24 protein-coding genes and 1 tRNA gene are annotated in these 16,372 nt (G+C 66.9%); 10 read left to right on the top strand and 15 right to left on the bottom strand.

Annotation, left to right across the window (positions count from 1 at the left end; genetic code table 11):
- Entirely contained in the window at window positions 1-321 is a 321-nt protein-coding gene (locus QP166_RS10485) for an FYDLN acid domain-containing protein (RefSeq protein WP_333917320.1), read from the top strand.
- A gap of 84 nt (window positions 322-405) precedes the next feature.
- Window positions 406-481 (top strand) — tRNA-Ala (locus tag QP166_RS10480).
- Between the two features lie 874 nt (window positions 482-1,355).
- Here the strand turns inward: QP166_RS10480 and rpsD are convergent.
- A complete protein-coding gene (rpsD, locus tag QP166_RS10475; RefSeq protein WP_184034336.1) occupies window positions 1,356-1,970 on the bottom strand; it encodes a 30S ribosomal protein S4 in 615 nt (204 codons plus the stop codon).
- Between the two features lie 181 nt (window positions 1,971-2,151).
- Between rpsD and QP166_RS10470 the strand changes: the two genes are divergently transcribed.
- Window positions 2,152-2,454 (top strand): chorismate mutase, encoded by a 303-nt coding sequence (locus QP166_RS10470; protein ID WP_333915862.1) that lies wholly within the window; start codon window positions 2,152-2,154, stop codon window positions 2,452-2,454.
- Window positions 2,455-2,531: 77 nt separating this feature from the next.
- On the opposite strand, the gene QP166_RS10465 is transcribed toward QP166_RS10470, so the two are convergent.
- Complete coding sequence (locus tag QP166_RS10465) at window positions 2,532-3,170, bottom strand: murein L,D-transpeptidase catalytic domain family protein (RefSeq protein ID WP_443027206.1); 639 nt, start codon at window positions 3,168-3,170, stop codon at window positions 2,532-2,534.
- Between QP166_RS10465 and QP166_RS10460 the strand changes: the two genes are divergently transcribed.
- Window positions 3,169-3,426 (top strand): hypothetical protein, encoded by a 258-nt coding sequence (locus tag QP166_RS10460; protein ID WP_333917395.1) that lies wholly within the window; start codon window positions 3,169-3,171, stop codon window positions 3,424-3,426. The genes QP166_RS10465 and QP166_RS10460 overlap by 2 nt on opposite strands.
- 58 nt (window positions 3,427-3,484) lie before the next feature.
- Entirely contained in the window at window positions 3,485-4,060 is a 576-nt protein-coding gene (locus QP166_RS10455) for a L,D-transpeptidase family protein (protein ID WP_333915860.1), read from the top strand.
- A gap of 4 nt (window positions 4,061-4,064) precedes the next feature.
- On the opposite strand, the gene QP166_RS10450 is transcribed toward QP166_RS10455, so the two are convergent.
- Complete coding sequence (locus QP166_RS10450; protein ID WP_333915859.1) at window positions 4,065-4,844, bottom strand: TSUP family transporter; 780 nt, start codon at window positions 4,842-4,844, stop codon at window positions 4,065-4,067.
- Between the two features lie 54 nt (window positions 4,845-4,898).
- On the opposite strand from QP166_RS10450, the gene QP166_RS10445 reads away from it, so the two are divergent.
- Complete coding sequence (locus tag QP166_RS10445; RefSeq protein WP_333915858.1) at window positions 4,899-5,612, top strand: NAD-dependent deacylase; 714 nt, start codon at window positions 4,899-4,901, stop codon at window positions 5,610-5,612.
- Window positions 5,613-5,727: 115 nt separating this feature from the next.
- Here the strand turns inward: QP166_RS10445 and QP166_RS10440 are convergent, their stop codons facing one another.
- From QP166_RS10440 to QP166_RS10430, 3 genes are read right to left on the bottom strand one after another with little or no spacing between them, the layout of a single operon-like run.
- On the bottom strand, window positions 5,728-6,825 hold the full coding sequence (locus QP166_RS10440) for an RluA family pseudouridine synthase (protein WP_333915857.1): 1,098 nt from the start codon (window positions 6,823-6,825) through the stop codon (window positions 5,728-5,730).
- Window positions 6,822-7,181, bottom strand: a complete 360-nt coding sequence (gene crcB, locus QP166_RS10435) for a fluoride efflux transporter CrcB (RefSeq protein WP_333915856.1) — start codon at window positions 7,179-7,181, stop codon at window positions 6,822-6,824. Before crcB ends, QP166_RS10440 begins: the two co-directional genes overlap by 4 nt.
- Window positions 7,182-7,237: 56 nt before the next feature.
- A complete protein-coding gene (locus QP166_RS10430; RefSeq protein WP_333915855.1) occupies window positions 7,238-7,567 on the bottom strand; it encodes a DMT family transporter in 330 nt (109 codons plus the stop codon).
- Between the two features lie 91 nt (window positions 7,568-7,658).
- Between QP166_RS10430 and QP166_RS10425 the strand changes: the two genes are divergently transcribed.
- Window positions 7,659-7,880, top strand: a complete 222-nt coding sequence (locus tag QP166_RS10425) for a hypothetical protein (RefSeq protein ID WP_333915854.1) — start codon at window positions 7,659-7,661, stop codon at window positions 7,878-7,880.
- 52 nt (window positions 7,881-7,932) lie between these two features.
- On the opposite strand, the gene QP166_RS10420 is transcribed toward QP166_RS10425, so the two are convergent.
- The 3 genes from QP166_RS10420 to QP166_RS10410 form a co-directional block, all read right to left on the bottom strand.
- Window positions 7,933-8,502 (bottom strand): glycine zipper 2TM domain-containing protein, encoded by a 570-nt coding sequence (locus tag QP166_RS10420; protein ID WP_333915853.1) that lies wholly within the window; start codon window positions 8,500-8,502, stop codon window positions 7,933-7,935.
- A 97-nt stretch (window positions 8,503-8,599) separates the two neighbouring features.
- Entirely contained in the window at window positions 8,600-9,028 is a 429-nt protein-coding gene (locus QP166_RS10415; RefSeq protein ID WP_333915852.1) for an OsmC family protein, read from the bottom strand.
- 114 nt (window positions 9,029-9,142) lie between these two features.
- On the bottom strand, window positions 9,143-9,448 hold the full coding sequence (locus QP166_RS10410; RefSeq protein ID WP_333915851.1) for a glycine zipper 2TM domain-containing protein: 306 nt from the start codon (window positions 9,446-9,448) through the stop codon (window positions 9,143-9,145).
- Between the two features lie 177 nt (window positions 9,449-9,625).
- Between QP166_RS10410 and QP166_RS10405 the strand changes: the two genes are divergently transcribed.
- The 3 genes from QP166_RS10405 to QP166_RS10395 are packed head-to-tail and all read left to right on the top strand — an operon-like array spanning window position 9,626 to window position 11,090.
- The gene (locus QP166_RS10405) at window positions 9,626-10,078 is read left to right on the top strand and encodes a PaaI family thioesterase (RefSeq protein ID WP_333915850.1); all 453 of its coding nucleotides are present in this window, start codon (window positions 9,626-9,628) and stop codon (window positions 10,076-10,078) included.
- Window positions 10,075-10,458, top strand: a complete 384-nt coding sequence (locus tag QP166_RS10400; protein ID WP_333915849.1) for a PaaI family thioesterase — start codon at window positions 10,075-10,077, stop codon at window positions 10,456-10,458. Before QP166_RS10405 ends, QP166_RS10400 begins: the two co-directional genes overlap by 4 nt.
- Entirely contained in the window at window positions 10,455-11,090 is a 636-nt protein-coding gene (locus QP166_RS10395) for a trimeric intracellular cation channel family protein (RefSeq protein ID WP_333915848.1), read from the top strand. The genes QP166_RS10400 and QP166_RS10395 overlap by 4 nt, the downstream gene beginning before the upstream one ends.
- A 152-nt stretch (window positions 11,091-11,242) precedes the next feature.
- Here the strand turns inward: QP166_RS10395 and QP166_RS10390 are convergent, their stop codons facing one another.
- From QP166_RS10390 to QP166_RS10365, 6 genes are all read right to left on the bottom strand, one after another.
- Entirely contained in the window at window positions 11,243-12,016 is a 774-nt protein-coding gene (locus QP166_RS10390) for a phosphoadenylyl-sulfate reductase (protein WP_333915847.1), read from the bottom strand.
- Complete coding sequence (locus QP166_RS10385; protein ID WP_333915846.1) at window positions 12,009-12,470, bottom strand: DUF934 domain-containing protein; 462 nt, start codon at window positions 12,468-12,470, stop codon at window positions 12,009-12,011. Before QP166_RS10385 ends, QP166_RS10390 begins: the two co-directional genes overlap by 8 nt.
- A complete protein-coding gene (locus QP166_RS10380) occupies window positions 12,463-14,094 on the bottom strand; it encodes a nitrite/sulfite reductase (protein WP_333915845.1) in 1,632 nt (543 codons plus the stop codon). The genes QP166_RS10385 and QP166_RS10380 overlap by 8 nt, the downstream gene beginning before the upstream one ends.
- Before the next feature lie 40 nt (window positions 14,095-14,134).
- Entirely contained in the window at window positions 14,135-14,431 is a 297-nt protein-coding gene (locus tag QP166_RS10375) for a DUF2849 domain-containing protein (protein WP_333915844.1), read from the bottom strand.
- Window positions 14,428-15,216 carry a uroporphyrinogen-III C-methyltransferase gene (cobA, locus tag QP166_RS10370; protein WP_333915843.1) on the bottom strand — a complete coding sequence of 263 codons (789 nt, stop codon included), beginning with the start codon at window positions 15,214-15,216 and terminating at the stop codon, window positions 14,428-14,430. The genes QP166_RS10375 and cobA overlap by 4 nt, the downstream gene beginning before the upstream one ends.
- 231 nt (window positions 15,217-15,447) lie before the next feature.
- Window positions 15,448-16,362 carry a DUF808 domain-containing protein gene (locus QP166_RS10365; RefSeq protein WP_333915842.1) on the bottom strand — a complete coding sequence of 305 codons (915 nt, stop codon included), beginning with the start codon at window positions 16,360-16,362 and terminating at the stop codon, window positions 15,448-15,450.
- Window positions 16,363-16,372: the final 10 nt, after the last annotated feature.

The raw sequence follows: 16,372 nt of genomic DNA, 5'->3' as shown, positions 1-16,372 counted from the left end.
ATGATCCAGCCGGAATGGGGCACGAAGCGTACGTGCCCGAAATGCGCGACGCGTTTCTACGACCTCGAGAAGGACGATCCCGTCACCTGCATCAACTGCGGTTATGCATGGCAGCCGGAGCCGATCCTCAAGTCCAAGCAGCCGCTGCCGTTCGAGGCTGCCAAGCCGGACAAGGAAAAGGTCGACTCCGACCTTGCTGGTGACGACGAGGATCTGGACACCGGTGAAGACGAGGAGCCCTCGCCCGACGACGAGGTCGATCTCGGCGGCGACGACGATCTGGGCGTCGAAACCAGCAACGAAGACGACGAGAACAACTGACCTTTCAAAAAGCTTGGCAAGTGGCGAAATTGCCGCTTGCCAAGCCGGCAGCCCCCGGTTAGTGGGCTGCCTCCCGGACGGAATGGGGCCGTAGCTCAGCTGGGAGAGCGTCGCAATGGCATTGCGAAGGTCAGGGGTTCGATCCCCCTCGGCTCCACCATTCCCTCCGTCTTCCTGGTAATTCGATCTCCGACCGACCGGCGTGCGAACGTGGGTGGGGCGGATTTTTTGCGTGCGTCGCGGTCGCAGCGTGTAGCGGTTTCGTGGGGGCGGAGGGTGGCTGAGACACTGCGTGGTGGGCGTTTGGTGTTGATGTGCGGTCGGTTTTCGAAGGTCGCCGGGCGTTCCGGTGCGGAGCCAGCGGCAAAAATAACCGGCTCCGTACATCGATAGTGGCGGGTTCGCGCGGGAACGTGCGGGAACGTGCGCGGTCGGTGGCGTCCGGTGACGGTTTTGCGACCATCGGCGCGCCGGCGATCCGGCGGGTCGGCGTCGCGCGCGGTGCTTCGACCGGCTCAGCACGAACGGGCAGAGTAGGGCAGTGCTTCGTGGGCACGTGCTTCGACAAGCTCAGCACGAACGGGGCGGGGGGCAACGAACGGTAGGGTGCGCCGGGCGGTTGGGTGCGCCGGGCGCAAGAGTGTGACCTACCGAAGCTAAAGCGTCACCCCTGCGGAGGCCGGAGCCTAGATCCAGATGACGTGGAGCCGACCCGCATACGTCATTGCGAGCGTAGCAAAGCAATCCAGGGTTGGATCAGGACGCCCTGGATTGCTTCGCTGCGCTCGCAATGATAGTTCCGGTTCAATGTGATGTCATCGCGCTCTTGTTGGGGGACGCTACCGATGTGCGTTGCGCATCATCACACATGCCTTCCCAACTGGGCCCCGGCCTTCGCCGGGGTACAGAAGCGATGGGTCAAGCAAACTCTCGGATGAGACGTGCGCGACACGGCGTGAGTGCGACCGCCGCTGTACGCGCAACGAAAAGGGCGGCCCCGCGGGACCGCCCTCGTTCTGCCGATGGCAGCCGGATCAGCGCGAGTAGAACTCGACGACCAGGTTCGGCTCCATCTTCACCGGATAGGGCACTTCGTCGAGCGTCGGGACGCGGACCAGCGTCACCTTGGTGTTGCCGTCCTGCGCGACATAGTCGGGCACTTCGCGCTCGGCGAGATTCTGCGCTTCCATGACCAGCGCCATTTCCTGCGCCTTGCTGCCCAGCGAGATCTCGTCGTTGATCGAGCAGCGGCGCGACGCGACGTTGCACTTCACGCCGTTGACGCGGATGTGGCCGTGGCTGACCAGCTGGCGCGCAGCCCAGATCGTCGGCGCGAACTTCGCGCGGTAGACGATCGCGTCGAGGCGGCGCTCGAGCAGGCCGATCAGGTTCTGCGAGGTATCGCCCTTCATGCGCGACGCTTCGTCATAGGCGTGACGGAACTGCTTCTCGGTCACGTCGCCATAATAGCCCTTGAGCTTCTGCTTGGCGCGAAGCTGGATGCCGAAGTCCGACACCTTGCCCTTGCGGCGCTGACCATGCTGGCCGGGGCCGTACTCGCGCTTGTTGACCGGGCTCTTCGGACGACCCCAGATGTTCTCGCCGAGACGACGGTCGAGCTTGTACTTGGCGCTATGGCGCTTCGACATGTAATAACCTTTTGCAATAAGCGAACAACGTAGGTCCCGGTCTCGCGCCGCATCCCGAAAACGAGATACAGGCCCGCCGCTTCACCGGGATGCGGGGGCAATTGCGAAGCGGCGCGCCTAGCCCGGCAGGGTCGGCAAGTCAAGCTGGACAGACGCTTCGCCGGTCGCCAAGCAACGCGGCATGAGCGAGATCCTGCCCGGCCAGCACTGCACCACCATGAGCGACGTCCGCGCCGGCGTCGACGCGCTCGACCGCGAACTGGTCGCGCTGCTGCGGCGTCGCTTCGACTATATGGACGCCGCCGCGCGGATCAAGCCGGCGCGCGCTGCGGTGCGTGACGAGGCGCGCAAGGCGCAGGTGATCATGCAGGCGCGCGACGAGGCGGAGCGGCTCGGGCTGCCCGCCGACGCGGTCGCGGCAATGTGGGAGACGTTGGTCGAGGCGTCGATCGAATATGAACTCGCGGCGTTCGACGCGCGGTAAAGGTCGTCGCCCCGGATCAAGTCCGGGGTGACCAAGTTAGATTGATGGGCAGGAACTACCGCTGCGCGGCGTGAGCCTCACACCTTGGCGGCGTAGATCATCCGCCCCGGCCCGAGCCGCTCGAACACTTCGGTCAACTCGCTCTCGCCGACCGCGAAACAGCCCTGGCTGCGTCCGAGCATCCCGCGCTCACGGATCATGTCGGGATTGGCATACCAGGCCGCGTGGACGACGATCGCGCGGTCCAGTGCATTGTTGTTCGTGGCGTCGAGCCCGAGCAACCGCTGCGAACGCCCGTGCTTGCCGACATAATAATCGGCAGTCGCGAACGCGCCTTCGCACGAGGCGTTCGAGCCGTTCTGGTTCGAGAAGCGCTGCAGATAGCCAGTGTGCGCGGGGTCCGACCCGCTGCCGTGCGCGACCAGCTTCGAGACGGTGTGCCCGTCCTCGAGGTTGATCAGGTGGAAACGCGGTGCGCTTGATCCCGCCGAGAAGTCCGCCACCGCGATCCGGTCGCGCTTGGCGATCCGGCTGCCGTGCCGCTCGAGCGACGCCAGGGCGCGCTTGAGCAGCTGCGGGTTGACGCCCGGCGCATCGAGCGCCGGCTGCGCGGTCGCGCTGGCGACGGCGGGCTGCGTGACCGGCGTGGCCGACGGGTGGAAGAAATCATCCGGGATCAGCGATTCCGGCGTGCCGCGGCGCGCACGATCGCGCATGCCGGCCGACACCGCACCCGGGATCATCAAGGCACCGACGAACAATCCGCCGGTCTTCAGCAAAGCACGGCGTGACGACACCGTCTCCTGCGACTGCATCATGAGTAACGTAAATCCCCGCTCCAATGCCCGTCATGTAGCATGGAACAGGTTAATTATCGTCAGCGTTAACCGCTGTTTGTGCCTGATCTTGACGCATTTGCCGCAGATCATGAACGCTTCGTCGTTCGGCACCGAAATGGTCGCGGCGCGTTGATTGATCGATGTGCGCCGGATGGGCCGGCTATCGCAAGGATCGTCAGAAGGCCATCGTCATGCGTCGAATCGCTCCCTTCCTGCTCGCGGCCGTGCTGATGAGCGGCATCGCTTCACCGGCCTCGGCCGATGGATCGGAAGCGCTGGCGATCACCGAGGCCGCGGCGACGCTGCCACCCAATCGTTTCGTCTGGACCCCGGCGGCGGACGGTGCAGGGCGGGTGAGCGTCCTGATTTCAATCCCCGATCAGCGCGCCTATGTCTTCCGTGGACAGCAATTGGTGGCGGCTTCGTCGGTGTCGACCGGTTCGGACGATCGGCCGACACCCACCGGCACGTTCACGATCCTGCAGAAGAAGGCGCAGCACCGGTCGAACCTCTACGACGACGCGCCGATGCAGTTCATGCAGCGGCTGACATGGGACGGCGTCGCGCTGCACGCCGGGCGCAATCCCGGCTTTCCGGCGTCGCACGGCTGCATCCGGCTGCCGACCGCCTTCGCCAAGAAGCTGTTCGGCGCGACGCAGCTCGGCGCGACCGTCGAGGTTACCGAGGAGGCCTATGTCGCGGGCGCCTTCCTCCCCAGCGGCGATGCGGAGGACGCCGCACGCGCCAATGACTATGCGAGCCGCTGAACTTCTATCGGCCGAGCCACGCCCATAGCGGATTGGCGGGATCGGACAGCAGCTTGATCGTCAGCGCGATCGACATCGTGACCAGCAACAGTCGCACTCCTTTGCCTCCAAAGCGCAGCGCCGCCCATGCGCCGCATTGGTTGCCCGCGACGTTTGCCGCCGCCATCGCACCACCGAGCAGCCACAGCACCTTGCCGCCGGCGATCATCGCAACGAGGGCGGCGATGTTGGTGGCGAGATTGAGGAACTTCGTGTTGGCGATCGCGCGCACGAGCCCGAGCCCACCGAGTGCGACGAGCGCGGTGGTGAGGAAGGATCCCGTTCCCGGCCCGAAGAAGCCGTCGTAGAACCCCATCAATGTCGTCACGCCGGTCAATCCGGCGCGTCCGAGCCGCGCATGGCGATCGGACTCGCTCATCGGCGGGGCGAGCAGGAAATAGAAGGCCATCGCGATCAGCAGCACCGGCACGAACGCCGCCAGGAAGCGTGGGTCGACATGCTGCACCGTCACCGCACCTGCGACCGACCCGGCGAATGCGCCGCCGGCGGGCAGCGCGAAGCGGCGGAGGTCGACATGGCCGGCGCGCCAGAACGTGAGGAACGCCGATCCGGTGCCGACCGCACTTTGCAGTTTGTTGGTGGCCAGTGCCGCGACCGGCGGCACCCCGGCCGCGAGCAGCGCCGGAATCGTCAGCAGCCCGCCACCGCCCGCCAGCGCATCGATCGCCCCCGCGACGAACGCGACGAGGACGAGGAAGGCGAAGATGTCGGGGGCGAGGTGCATGAGTGCGGACCTAAGCGGCTTTGCCGGGGATCGCCAGACGGGTAGCATGGCGCCATGCACACCATCGTCATCCTTACCGGCGCGGGCATCTCTGCCGAAAGCGGCATCACAACCTTCCGCGGGCCGGGCGGGCTATGGGAGGGGCACCGCGTCGAGGATGTCTGCACGCCCGAAGCACTGGCGCGCGATCCGGCGCTGGTGCACCGCTTCTACGACTTGCGGCGTGCCGCCCTCGCGTCGGTCGCGCCCAATGCCGCGCATGATGCGCTGGCGCGGCTCGATCGCGAATGGGGCGGGGAGCTGTTGATCGTCACACAGAATGTCGATGACCTGCACGAGCGGGCCGGAGCGGTGCGGCTGCTGCACATGCATGGCGAGTTGCGCTCGGCGCTGTGTGCGGCGTGCGGTACGCGACAGGCATGGACCGGGGCGCTGCCGCCGGGCAGCGCGTGTCCGGCGTGCGGCGCTGCGGCGCTTCGACCCGACATCGTGTTCTTCGGCGAGATGCCGTACCAGATGGAGCGGATCGAGGACGTGCTGTCGCGCGCCGATCTGTTCGTGTCGATCGGCACGTCGGGCGCGGTCTATCCCGCCGCAGGGTTCGTACGACTGGCGCGGCAGCATGGCGCGGCAACGCTGGAGCTGAACCTCGATCCGTCCGAGGGCAGTGCGTGGTTCGAAGAGACGCGGCTCGGGCGGGCGGCGACGCTGGTGCCGGAATGGGTCGACGCGGTTCTGGCGGCGAACTCACCGTCGTACCGGACTTGATTGAAACCTCTGCGCAACTCACCCCGTCATGCCGAAACGCGTCCGGGGTGACGGAGTGTTGAGGACGACTTCCGGACGGTCGCAGCCGCCCCGGATCAAGTCCGGGGCGATGGGATCAGCCTCGTTCCTTCCCCGTGCCGCGGCCGCGTCGTTCGCCGCGCCGTTCCTTGCGCACCGACTTGGCGTGGGCCCGGGCGCGCGCCTTCTTTTCCTCGCGCGTCGGGGGAAGCTTGACGTCGAGCGGCATCATGTCGCCCGCCATCACCTCGAACCCGAGGCTCGCCAGGCTCTCGCTGAAGTGCGTCGGCAGCTCCGCGGTGACGTCGATCTCGCCGCCATCGGGGTGATCGACACGGATGCGGCGTGCGTGGAGATGCATCTTGCGGCTGATATTACCGGTCAGGAATGCAGCGGGACCACCATATTTGCCGTCCCCGACGATCGGGTGCCCGATCGCGGCCATATGGACGCGCAACTGGTGCGTGCGCCCGGTGAACGGCTGCAACTCGACCCAACAGGCGCGATTGCCGGCGCGTTCGATCACGCGATAGCGGGTGCGGGCGGCCTGGCCGTTCTCCTCGTCGACGTGCATCTTCTCGCCGCCGGTGCCGGGCTGCTTGGCGATCGGCAGTTCGATCATCCCGTCGTCGATCGACGGCACATCGACCACCAGCGCCCAATAGATCTTCTTGGCGGTGCGGCTGGAGAAGCTCTTGGCGAAGGCCGCCGCCGCGCGCGCGCTGCGCGCCACGAGCAGCGCCCCCGACGTGTCCTTGTCGAGCCGGTGGACCAGCTTGGGCCGACCCTCGGCCTCATACTGAAGCGCGTCGAGCAGACCGTCGACATGCTGGACGGTCTTGGTCCCGCCCTGTGTCGCGAGCCCCGGCGGCTTGTTGAGCACCAGCGCGGCGGCGTCCTTGTGGATCACCATTTCGCGCGCGTATGCGGCCTCGTCCTCGCTGAGCGGCGCGCGCTCGCGCTTCGGGCGCTCCTCGACGCGCTCCGGCTCGGGCGGCGGCACGCGCAGCACCTGGCCGGCCTGGATGCGGTCGCCGGGGCCGACGCGGGAACCATCGACACGCAGCTGCCCGGTGCGCGCCCATTTGGCGACGGTGGTGAAGCTGGTGTCGGGCAGATGCCGCTTGAACCAGCGATCGACCCGGATGCCGTCGTCGTCATAGCCGACGGTGAACTGACGGACCGCGTCGCTCATGCCGGCACCCGTGCGATCGCGAGCCCGGCGAACAGCGCGACGGTCGCGCCGATCACCGACAGCAAGATATAGCCGAGCGCCGCGATCAGCGCGCCGCGCTCGATCATCCCGACGACGTCGAGCGCGAACGACGAGAAGGTCGTATAGCCGCCGAGCACGCCGACGCCGAGCAGCAAGCGCCACGTCTCGCCGCTGGCGCTTGCCGATCGTGCGAGCACGCCGACCAGCAGCCCCATCAACAATCCGCCGACGAGATTGACCGTCAGCGTGCCCCATGGCCAGGCGGTCCCGAGCGCCTGCGCCATCGCGCGCCCGGTCAGATGACGTGCGCCGGCGCCGACCGCGCCGCCCGCCATGACAAGAAAGAGGAGTTCATCGCCGCGCCCTATCGCGTTTCGGCGTTCAAGGGAAATCAGCCGTGCGCGTCGTGCGAGAACAGGTTCATCACCAGCACGCCCGCGATGATCAGCGCCATGCCGATGATCGCCGCAGCGTCGAGCCGCTGCCCGTGCCAGAGCCACGCCACCGCGGTGACCAGCACGATTCCGACCCCGGACCAGATCGCATAGGCGATCCCGGTCGGCATCGTCCGCAAGGTGAGTGACAACAGATAGAAGGCGATCGCGTATCCCGCCACCGTCACTACCGATGGCCAAATGCGGGTGAAGCCGTTCGACTGCTTCAACGCCGAGGTGGCGGTAACCTCGGCGACGATCGCGATCAGCAGGAACAGATAAGCCATGGCCGCTCTATTGCGCGTCGGCCTGGCGTTGGCGACAGGTTAGGTGTGTCTTGTTCTTGCAAGACACCGGCGGAAGCGCCATGTTCCGTCCATGCTCAACCTGATCTCGATCGTCATCGGCCTCGTCGCGCTCCTGCTCGGGATCGTGCCGTTCCTGCCATTCTTCGCCTGGGGCTATTGGTTCGTCATTCCGATCGCGGTGGTCGGCGCAGCCGTCGGCGCCTTGTCGTCACGCAACGGTGGACGCAACCTCAACCTGGTCCTGATCCTGATCTTCGGCCTGCGCCTGATGCTGGGTGGCGGACTGATCTGATCGAAGACGAGCCGGAAAGAAGCGCCCGGCACGCGGCCGGGCGCTTTCGCTTCTATCGGCAGACCACCTGACCGCGGTCGATACGCTGGCCAAGCAGCGCACCACCGCCCGCGCCGATCAGCGTGCCGAGCAGCCGCGACCCGCCACCAGCAATGACATTGCCGAGCGCGCCGCCGGCCAGGCCACCGACAATCAGCCCGGTCGTCCCGTCGTTGCGACGGCAGTAATACCGGCCATTGTTGCCGCGATAGATGCGATCGTTCCGGCTCAGTGCGCGCTGCTGATAGTAGCGGCCGTCGCGGTAATAACGATCGGCATAGTAACGGCGTTGGCCGGCTTCGAGCTTGTTATAGTCGTAGCGTCGCGACTGGCGCCAGTCGCGAAGGCTGTCGTTGCGGTCGCGCTGTGCGTCACGGACGCTATCGCGATATTCGCGACGCGCATTGCGCACGTCACGCCGCGAGTCGGCACCGCGCAGATCCTCGCGATATTCCTGACGCGCGTCCCGAACATCTTCGCGATATTCGCGGTTCGCGTCGCGCGGGCGCTGTGCCTGCGCGGGTGCGACCGATATCGAGGTCAATGCCGTCGCTCCAAGCACCGCCGCCATGATGATACGCATCACTTGCTCCCTTCAGATAAACAGAGTGAGGGGAGAACGATGACGGCGGATGCGAGTTGCGTGAACACAATACTACCTTGCGTTCACTTGCGGGACATTATTGCGTGAGTTCATGCGTCAGGCTGATTTCGGCCTTCAACAACTTCGATACCGGGCAGTTTGCCTTGGCTTCCTCGGCAATGCGCGCGAATTCGTCGGCGTCGATACCCGGCACCTTTGCCTTCAGGTTCAGCTTTGACGACGTGATCGTGAAGCCGTCGCCGTCCTTGTCGACGGTGACGCGTGCATCGGTCTCCAGCGTTCCGTCATTATAGCCGGCGCCGGCAAGCGCGAAGCTGAGCGCCATCGTGAAGCAACTGGCGTGAGCGGCGGCGATCAATTCTTCGGGGTTGGTGCCCGGACCGTCCTCGAACCGCGAGCCGAAGCCATAGCGCGTGTCGCTGAGCACGCCCGACTGTGTCGATGTCCAGCCGTTGCCGTCCTTGCCGAAACCTTCGTACCGTGCCGATCCGCTGCGGGTAGGCATATTCGCTCTCCTTGTCGTCACACGAAAAAGGGCGCGAGCCGTGCTGCCACGGTTCGCGCCCCCTCAACGTCGATCGGGCGAGAAAGGCGCACCGATCGACGACAATTCACTGCCTCAACGGCACTGACGCTTGCCGCTGCGCTCGATCTCGCGCCCGGCGAGCGCGCCGCCGACGCCGCCCAGTACCGTGCCCAGCGTGCGGTCACCCCGCGTGTCGATCGTGCGGCCGAGCAGGCCACCCGCGACCGCGCCGACCACCAAACCGGTGGTGCCGTCGGGCTTACGGCAGCGCAGGCGGCCGTCGTTACCGCGCCACTCGCGATATTTGTGGCGACGCTGCGCATCGGCATCGACTGTGGTGGCGACCAGCGTCGGAGCAACCATTGCGACCGCGCCAAAGGCAAGCATGAGTTTACGCATGAAAAATTCTCCCGTTCATTGAATCGTGATGCGACCGAAACGTGTTTCCTTTAGCGCAGTTGCATGAACATGAAACAACATCGCGTTCATCCTGGGACAGCTACGGGCACGAGCCGACTAAACAGCTTGGATCGAAGCAATATTGCGCCGCGTCGGTGGCCGTGTAGAGGGCGAGCGATGGACTGGAACCCCACCGTAATGGCACGCTACCTGCTGGAGACCCCGTCGGTCGCCGGCCATGGCGGCCGTCTTGGGCAGCGTTATCATGCGCATGGCGACGACTGGATCGAGGTCGCACAACCGTGGCACGCCGATCTGGTCGGCGACGAAGAGACCGGCATCATCGCGTCCGGTCCGATCATCGCGCTCATGGACGTCGCGACCAGCCTTGCGGTCTGGCATCGCTGCAACGCCTTCGTCGCACACGCCACGCTCGATCTGCGCATCGACTATCTGCGGCCCGCGCGTCCGCATCAGACCGTGATCGGCCGCGGCGAGTGCCTGCGCCTGACCCGCTCGATCGCGTTCACGCGCGGGATCGCGCATGATGGCGACCCTGACGATCCGGTCGCCCATGTCGCGGCCACGTTCATGGCGACCGCGGGCAGCTATCCGCGGGTGGCCGCGTGACGCTGCCGCCTTATGCGCAATTGCTGGGTGTCACGCTGGAGCTGGTCGACGGCGCGCCGGAGATCGTGATGCCGTTCGGACAACATGTCGTCGGGCGTCCCGGCTATCTGCAGGGCGGCGCGATCGCCGGCCTGCTGGAGGTCGCGGCGGTGGCGGCGGTGCGTCATGCGCTCGCTGCCGAAGAGGCGCGGATCAAGCCGATCAACGCCACCGTCGACTTCATGCGCGGCGGACGCGATCACGTCACGCGCGCGGCGGGCGAGATCACGCGGCTCGGCGCGCGGATCGCGACCGTCACCGCTGTGGCGTGGCAGGACGATCGCGCGCGTCCGATCGCCAGCGCACGCATGAACTATCTGATCGAGCGCGCAAGCGGATGACCCCGCCGCTCGATCCGGTCGTGTTGCTGCCTGCGTTCGCGCCGTGGCTGGATGTGGCGGGGTTGGCGGTGTTCGCCGCATCGGGCGCGCTGGCGGCCGCCCGGCGCGCGCAGACGCCGGTGACGCTGGCCTTCTTCGCGCTCATCACCGGGGTCGGTGGTGGAACGGTGCGCGACCTGCTGATCGGCGCGCCGGTGTTCTGGGTGCACGACTCGCGCGTCGCGGCGGTGTGCCTGATCGTGGCGGGGGTGATCTGGAGCACACCGGAACGATGGTGGCGCGGCGCAGCGCTCGACTGGTTCGACGCGGTCGGGCTCGCCGCCTATGCGGTCTATGGCGCGGCCAAGGCGCTCGGTTATGGCGTGCCGCCGCTGCCCGCCGCGCTGATGGGCGTGGTGACCGGCTGCGTCGGCGGGATCATCCGGGACGTCTTGGCGGGCGAGCCGTCGATCCTGATGCGCCCGGAATTATACGTCACCGCCGCCGCGCTGGCGGCGGGCTGCTACGTGGGGCTACGCGAATTGGGGATGGTGCCGTGGCATGCCGCGGTAATCGCAGCGGTCGCCGGCTTCGCGCTGCGGGCCGCGGCGATCCGGTTCAAGCTGGCGCTGCCGGCTTATGGGGAGGGGTAGGTACGTGTCGCCCCTGCGCAGGCAGGGGCCCATGTCTTTACCGTCCCGATGCACCATCTGTCACAAAGTGATCGGTCGCCGTGACAAGCGTCTGGGCAGAACGCTACAGCCATAGGCCCCTGCCTGCGCGGGGATGACGGGCAGCGTTCCGCTCAGAACGCCGGTTCTTCGCCCGGCTTCTCCGCGACGTGGATGCCGCACTCGACCTTGTCCCAGCCGCGCCAGCGCCCGGCGCGCGGGTCTTCGCCGGGGCGGACCTTCGACGTGCATGGCGCGCAGCCGATCGACAGATAGCCCTGCGTCTCGAGCGGGTGCCGCGGCAGATCATGCTCGGCAAAATAGCTGTCGAGCTTTTCCTTCGACCAGTCGGCGAGCGGGTTGATCTTCAACCGGCCCTCATCCTCCTCGAAGCGCGGCAGCGCCTTGCGGGTCTTCGCCTGGAAGCCCTTGCGGCCGGAAATCCACGACTGAAACGGCAACAGCGCGCGGCGCAGCGGCTCGACCTTACGCAGCTCGCAGCAGCCGTCGGGATCGTAGGACCAGCGCAGCCCCTTTTCGTCCTTCAGGCGCAGCAATCGCGGATCGGGGCGGAATACGCGCAGGTCGGTCAGCCCCAGTCGTTCGGACAATTCGTCACGATAGGCCAAGGTTTCGCCGAACATCTTCTGCGTGTTGGTGAAGATCACCGGCACGTCGCGATCGACCGCCGCGATCATGTGCAGCAGCACGGCGGATTCCGCACCGAACGACGATACCGCGGCGATGCGCCCCGCCAACTCGCCGGTCAGCAGCTCGCGCAGCATGTCTGGTGCCGAGACGCCCTCGAACCGCTCCTGCATCGTCGCGGCGTCGGCAGCGGTGAAGGCGGGGCGGACGTCGATGACGTCGAGATCGTGAAGGGGCAGATCGTGAGCCGGCTCACCCATGACGCAATTTCCACACCGGGACCGCCGCATCGGCGGCCTTTTGATAGACGTGATCGTAGCGCTCCAGCGATCGCTTGAGCACGACCGGGTCGACCGCCGCGTGCGGCGCGAAGGCGTCGAAGCCGCAGCGGCGCATCAGCGGGATCTGGTCGACCAGCACGTCGCCTTCGGCACGCAGCTCGCCGGCATAGCCTGCCTCGCGCAGGATCCGTGCGACCGAATAGCCGCGTCCGTCGCGGAAGGTCGGGAACGACACCTCGATCAACGCGAGCCGCGCGAGGTGCGGGATCAGCGCGCGGGCATCGTCGCCGGGTTCGATCCGCACCGCGGTGGCGTTCGACTGTCCCGCTAGGAAGGCGTCGAGCGTCACCGCCGGCTCTTCATGCGTCGCGCCGTCGCGAAAGCGCAGATGGGCGCGGTCGTCGATCAGGTCGACCTCGAACGCATCAACCATAGATCGCCTCCTTGAACGGCTGCATTCCCACGCGGCGATAGGTGTCGACGAAGCGCTCGCCGGTTTCGCGGATGCGGACATAGGTGTCGGTCACGCGCTCGATCGCATCGACCACGCCGTCCTCGTCGAAGCCGGGGCCGGTGATCTTGCCCAGCGACACGTCTTCGGCGCCCGAACCTCCGAGCAGCAGCTGATAATTCTCGGTGCCCTTCCGGTCGACGCCGAGGATGCCGATGTGCCCGGCGTGATGGTGGCCGCAGGCGTTGATGCAGCCGCTGATCTTGAGCTTCAACTCGCCCAGATCGCGCTGGCGATGGAGATCGGCGAAGCGTTGCCCGATCTTCTGCGCGAGCGGGATCGAGCGCGCATTGGCGAGCGCGCAATAATCGAGGCCGGGGCAGGCGATGATGTCGCTGATGAGGTCGAGGTTCGCGTCGGCGAGCCCGGCCTCGGTGAGCGCCTCCCACACCGGCTTGAGGTCGGCGACGCGGACGTGCGGCAGGACGATGTTCTGCGCATGGGTGACGCGTAGCTCGTCGAAGCTGTAGCGCTCCGCGAGGTCGGCCATCACGTCGATCTGCTCGGCGGAGGCATCGCCGGGGATGCCGCCGATCGGCTTGAGCGAGACGGTGACGATCGCATGGCCGGGCTGCTTGTGCGGGCGGACGTTCTGGTCGAGCCATACAGCGAAGTCCGGGTCGCTGCGGTCGGCGACCGCGCCGTCGTCGGCGGAAAAGGCGGGTGGGGCGAACATCTGGCTGATCCGCGCCAGTTCGGCGGCGGGCGGATCGATGCCGAGCTGGCGCACCTGCGCGAATTCCTCCTCGACCTCGGCGCGGTATTTGTCGGCGCCGAGTTCGTGGATCAGGATCTTGATCCGCGCCTTGTAGATATTGTCGCGCCGACCGTAGCGATTGTAGACGCGCAGGCACGCCTCCAGATAGCTCATCAGCTGATCGGCGGGGATGAAGTCCTTGATCTCCGGCGCGATCATCGGGGTGCGGCCCATGCCGCCGCCGACGTACACCTTGGCGCCAAGCACGCCGTCACGCTCGAGCAACTGTAGCCCGATGTCGTGCAGCCGCATCGCCGCGCGATCCTCGTCAGCGGCGATCACCGCGATCTTGAACTTTCGCGGCAGGTAAGTGAATTCGGGGTGGAACGTGCTCCACTGCCGCAGCAACTCCGCGAAAGGACGCGGGTCGGTCACCTCGTCGGCGGCAGCGCCCGCGAACTGGTCCGAGCTAATGTTGCGGATGCAATTGCCGCTGGTCTGGATCGCGTGCATCTCCACCGTCGCCAGCTCGGCGAGGATGTCGGCGGCGTCCTCCAGCTTGATCCAATTGTACTGGATGTTCTGGCGGGTGGTGAAATGGCCGTAGCCGCGGTCGTACTTGCGCGCGACATGCGCCAGCATCCGCATCTGTCGGGCATTGAGCGTGCCATAAGGTACTGCGACGCGCAGCATATAGGCGTGCAGTTGAAGGTAGAGACCGTTCATCAGCCGCAGCGGCTTGAACTGATCCTCGCTCAGCTCGCCCGACAGCCGGCGCTGGCACTGGTCGCGAAACTCCTCGACCCTCGCATCGACGATCGACTGATCATATTCGTCGTACTTGTACATCGTTGCTTCCTCGATCCCCGCGCAAATGGCGGGGAGGGGTTCAGATCACCCAGTCGCCCGCATGGGCGTCGGCGGGCTTGAGCGTCAGGTCGGGGCGGACGGTCGGGCCGAGCGCGCGGATGCGGTCCTTGATGTGCGCCGGGCGCGGACCATCGGGGGTCTCGCTCGCCTCGATCACATAGGGGACGTTGACGCGGCGCGCCGCCTCTTCCTCGCGCGCGATCGCCTCGGCGCGCTCACCGGCGTCGCTGGCGTCGCCGATGTGGCGCGACCAGTCGCGGCCGGTCCACCAGACGACGTCGCCGCTCGCCAGATCGTTGCCGGTCACCAGCCTCATGCCATCGTCTCCGCCACCTTTGCATAGCCCGCCAGCCGGTCCTCGGCGTCGGACAGTTCGACCACTTCGCCGACGACGATGATCGCCGGGCTCGCCACCCGCTCGCGCGACACCATCGCGCCGAGATCGGCGAGCAGGGTGCGCAGTGCGCGGTGGCCGGGGAGCGTACCCTTCTCCAGCACCGCGACCGGCATGTCGGGCGCGACGCCATCGGCCATCAGCTTGTCGGCAATCGCCTCGGCAGTCGCGACGCCCATGTAGATCACCAGCGTGCGGCCCTGTCCGGCGAGCCCCGACCAATCCTGATCGGTCAGCCCCTTGCACTGGCCGGCGACGAAGGTGACCGCGGAGCTGTGGTCGCGGTGCGTCAGCGGCAGCATCGCCTCGGCCGCGCAGCCGAGCGCCGCCGATACGCCGGGGATGACCTCGACCGCGAGGCCGGCGGCGCGCACCGCTTCGACCTCCTCGCCGCCGCGTCCAAAGATGAACGGGTCGCCGCCCTTGAGCCGGACGACGACGCTGCCCGCCTTCACATGGGCGACGATCAATGCGTTGATCGCCTCTTGCGGCAAGGTGTGGCGCGCGCGGCGCTTGGCGACCGAGATGCGATGCGCTTCGGGCGGAGCGAGATCGAGGACGCGCGGGTCGATCAGCCCGTCGTGGACGACGACATCGGCGCAGCGCAGCGCCTCCACCGCACGAACGGTGAGCAGGCCGGGGTCGCCGGGACCGGCACCGACGAGGATGACGCGACCGCGCGCGTCGGGATCAAGAAGCGTCGCCATGATGCCACCGCATGTGGGGCAGGGGGACGGGGGTGCAATCGAGCGATGCTTGGTGGTGGCGTAGGATTGGTTTTGTGGTTGTCGGTCCCGCACCTTCGCCGTCGCACCTGCGCCAAAGCCACCACCGTCATTTCCGCGGAGGCGGGAGTCCAGGAACTTCGACGTTTCGCCTTTATCGACAGAACTGCGCGTCTGGATTCCCGCCTGCGCGGGAATGACGGTGGTGGACGGTCAATGCCGCGCCGCGTGGACCTTGTGCATCACCGCCGCGATCACGCCGCCGACCAGCAGCCCGAACACGCCCGCGATCCCTGCGCTGACCAGCCAGCCGAGTACCCCGCCGCCCGCGCCCTCGGCGAGATGGTGGACGAATTCGGCCGGCGCCGGCACGCCGACATCGGCGGCATTGTGGATCAGCAGGTCGCCGCCAACCCACAGCATCGCCGCGGTGCCGACCACCGTCAGCACCTGCATCAGCACCGGCACACCCTTCACCAGCCCGCGTCCGATCGCCTGCGCCGTCGCCGACGGCCGCTGCGCCAGATACAGGCCGACATCGTCCGCCTTTACGATCAGCGCGACGACACCATACACACCCGCGGTGATCGCCACGGCGACGATCGCCAGCGTGATCGCCTGCGTGAGCAGCGGTTGGTCCGATACCTCGCGCAGCGCGATCACCATGATCTCGGCCGAGAGGATGAAGTCGGTGCGGATCGCGCCCGACACCTTCTGTTTTTCCAGCGCGACCGGATCGGTCGTCAGCGTTTCTTCGTCAGCGCCATGCCCGCCGGAGATCGCCTCAATCACCTTTTCCGCGCCCTCGAAGCACAGGAACGCGCCGCCCAGCATCAGCAACGGCGCGAGCGCCCAGGGCGCGACCGCGCTCAGGATCAGCGCGGCGGGCAACAGGAACAGCAGTTTGTTGCGGATCGAGCCCAGCGCGATCTTGCCGATGATCGGCAACTCGCGCTTGGGTGAGAGGCCGACGACATAGCGCGGGGTCACCGCGGTATCGTCGATCACCACCCCCGCCGCCTTCGTCCCCGCCTTGGTCGCGGCGGCGCCGACATCGTCGAGCGACGCCGCGGCCAGCCGGGTCAATCCGGCGATATCGTCGAGCAGCGCGACGAGTCCGCTTGCCATGTCGTTCGAT

Origin of the sequence: Sphingomonas sp. LR60, from assembly GCF_036855935.1 — a bacterium.
Taxonomy (GTDB): Bacteria; Pseudomonadota; Alphaproteobacteria; order Sphingomonadales; family Sphingomonadaceae; genus Sphingomonas.
The sequence above is the reverse complement of the archived record's forward strand: the minus strand, read 5'-3'. Positions and strand labels throughout refer to the sequence as shown.

Bases quoted from the DNA above. Each gene is read 5' to 3' on its own strand.
- QP166_RS10390 (WP_333915847.1), bottom strand. From the start codon at position 12,016: ATGGGTGAGCCGGCTCACGATCTGCCCCTTCACGATCTCGACGTCATC.
- QP166_RS10450 (WP_333915859.1), bottom strand. From the start codon at position 4,844: ATGCACCTCGCCCCCGACATCTTCGCCTTCCTCGTCCTCGTCGCGTTC.
- QP166_RS10385 (WP_333915846.1), bottom strand. From the start codon at position 12,470: ATGGTTGATGCGTTCGAGGTCGACCTGATCGACGACCGCGCCCATCTG.
- QP166_RS10470 (WP_333915862.1), top strand. From the start codon at position 2,152: ATGAGCGAGATCCTGCCCGGCCAGCACTGCACCACCATGAGCGACGTC.
- QP166_RS10425 (WP_333915854.1), top strand. From the start codon at position 7,659: ATGCTCAACCTGATCTCGATCGTCATCGGCCTCGTCGCGCTCCTGCTC.
- QP166_RS10445 (WP_333915858.1), top strand. From the start codon at position 4,899: ATGCACACCATCGTCATCCTTACCGGCGCGGGCATCTCTGCCGAAAGC.
- QP166_RS10405 (WP_333915850.1), top strand. From the start codon at position 9,626: ATGGACTGGAACCCCACCGTAATGGCACGCTACCTGCTGGAGACCCCG.
- QP166_RS10415 (WP_333915852.1), bottom strand. From the start codon at position 9,028: ATGCCTACCCGCAGCGGATCGGCACGGTACGAAGGTTTCGGCAAGGAC.
- QP166_RS10485 (WP_333917320.1), top strand. From the start codon at position 1: ATGATCCAGCCGGAATGGGGCACGAAGCGTACGTGCCCGAAATGCGCG.
- rpsD (WP_184034336.1), bottom strand. From the start codon at position 1,970: ATGTCGAAGCGCCATAGCGCCAAGTACAAGCTCGACCGTCGTCTCGGC.
- QP166_RS10380 (WP_333915845.1), bottom strand. From the start codon at position 14,094: ATGTACAAGTACGACGAATATGATCAGTCGATCGTCGATGCGAGGGTC.
- QP166_RS10375 (WP_333915844.1), bottom strand. From the start codon at position 14,431: ATGAGGCTGGTGACCGGCAACGATCTGGCGAGCGGCGACGTCGTCTGG.
- QP166_RS10410 (WP_333915851.1), bottom strand. From the start codon at position 9,448: ATGCGTAAACTCATGCTTGCCTTTGGCGCGGTCGCAATGGTTGCTCCG.
- QP166_RS10420 (WP_333915853.1), bottom strand. From the start codon at position 8,502: ATGCGTATCATCATGGCGGCGGTGCTTGGAGCGACGGCATTGACCTCG.
- QP166_RS10440 (WP_333915857.1), bottom strand. From the start codon at position 6,825: ATGAGCGACGCGGTCCGTCAGTTCACCGTCGGCTATGACGACGACGGC.
- QP166_RS10455 (WP_333915860.1), top strand. From the start codon at position 3,485: ATGCGTCGAATCGCTCCCTTCCTGCTCGCGGCCGTGCTGATGAGCGGC.
- QP166_RS10460 (WP_333917395.1), top strand. From the start codon at position 3,169: ATGCCGGCCGACACCGCACCCGGGATCATCAAGGCACCGACGAACAAT.
- crcB (WP_333915856.1), bottom strand. From the start codon at position 7,181: ATGGCGGGCGGCGCGGTCGGCGCCGGCGCACGTCATCTGACCGGGCGC.
- QP166_RS10430 (WP_333915855.1), bottom strand. From the start codon at position 7,567: ATGGCTTATCTGTTCCTGCTGATCGCGATCGTCGCCGAGGTTACCGCC.
- QP166_RS10365 (WP_333915842.1), bottom strand. From the start codon at position 16,362: ATGGCAAGCGGACTCGTCGCGCTGCTCGACGATATCGCCGGATTGACC.
- cobA (WP_333915843.1), bottom strand. From the start codon at position 15,216: ATGGCGACGCTTCTTGATCCCGACGCGCGCGGTCGCGTCATCCTCGTC.
- QP166_RS10465 (WP_443027206.1), bottom strand. From the start codon at position 3,170: ATGCGCGATCGTGCGCGCCGCGGCACGCCGGAATCGCTGATCCCGGAT.
- QP166_RS10395 (WP_333915848.1), top strand. From the start codon at position 10,455: ATGACCCCGCCGCTCGATCCGGTCGTGTTGCTGCCTGCGTTCGCGCCG.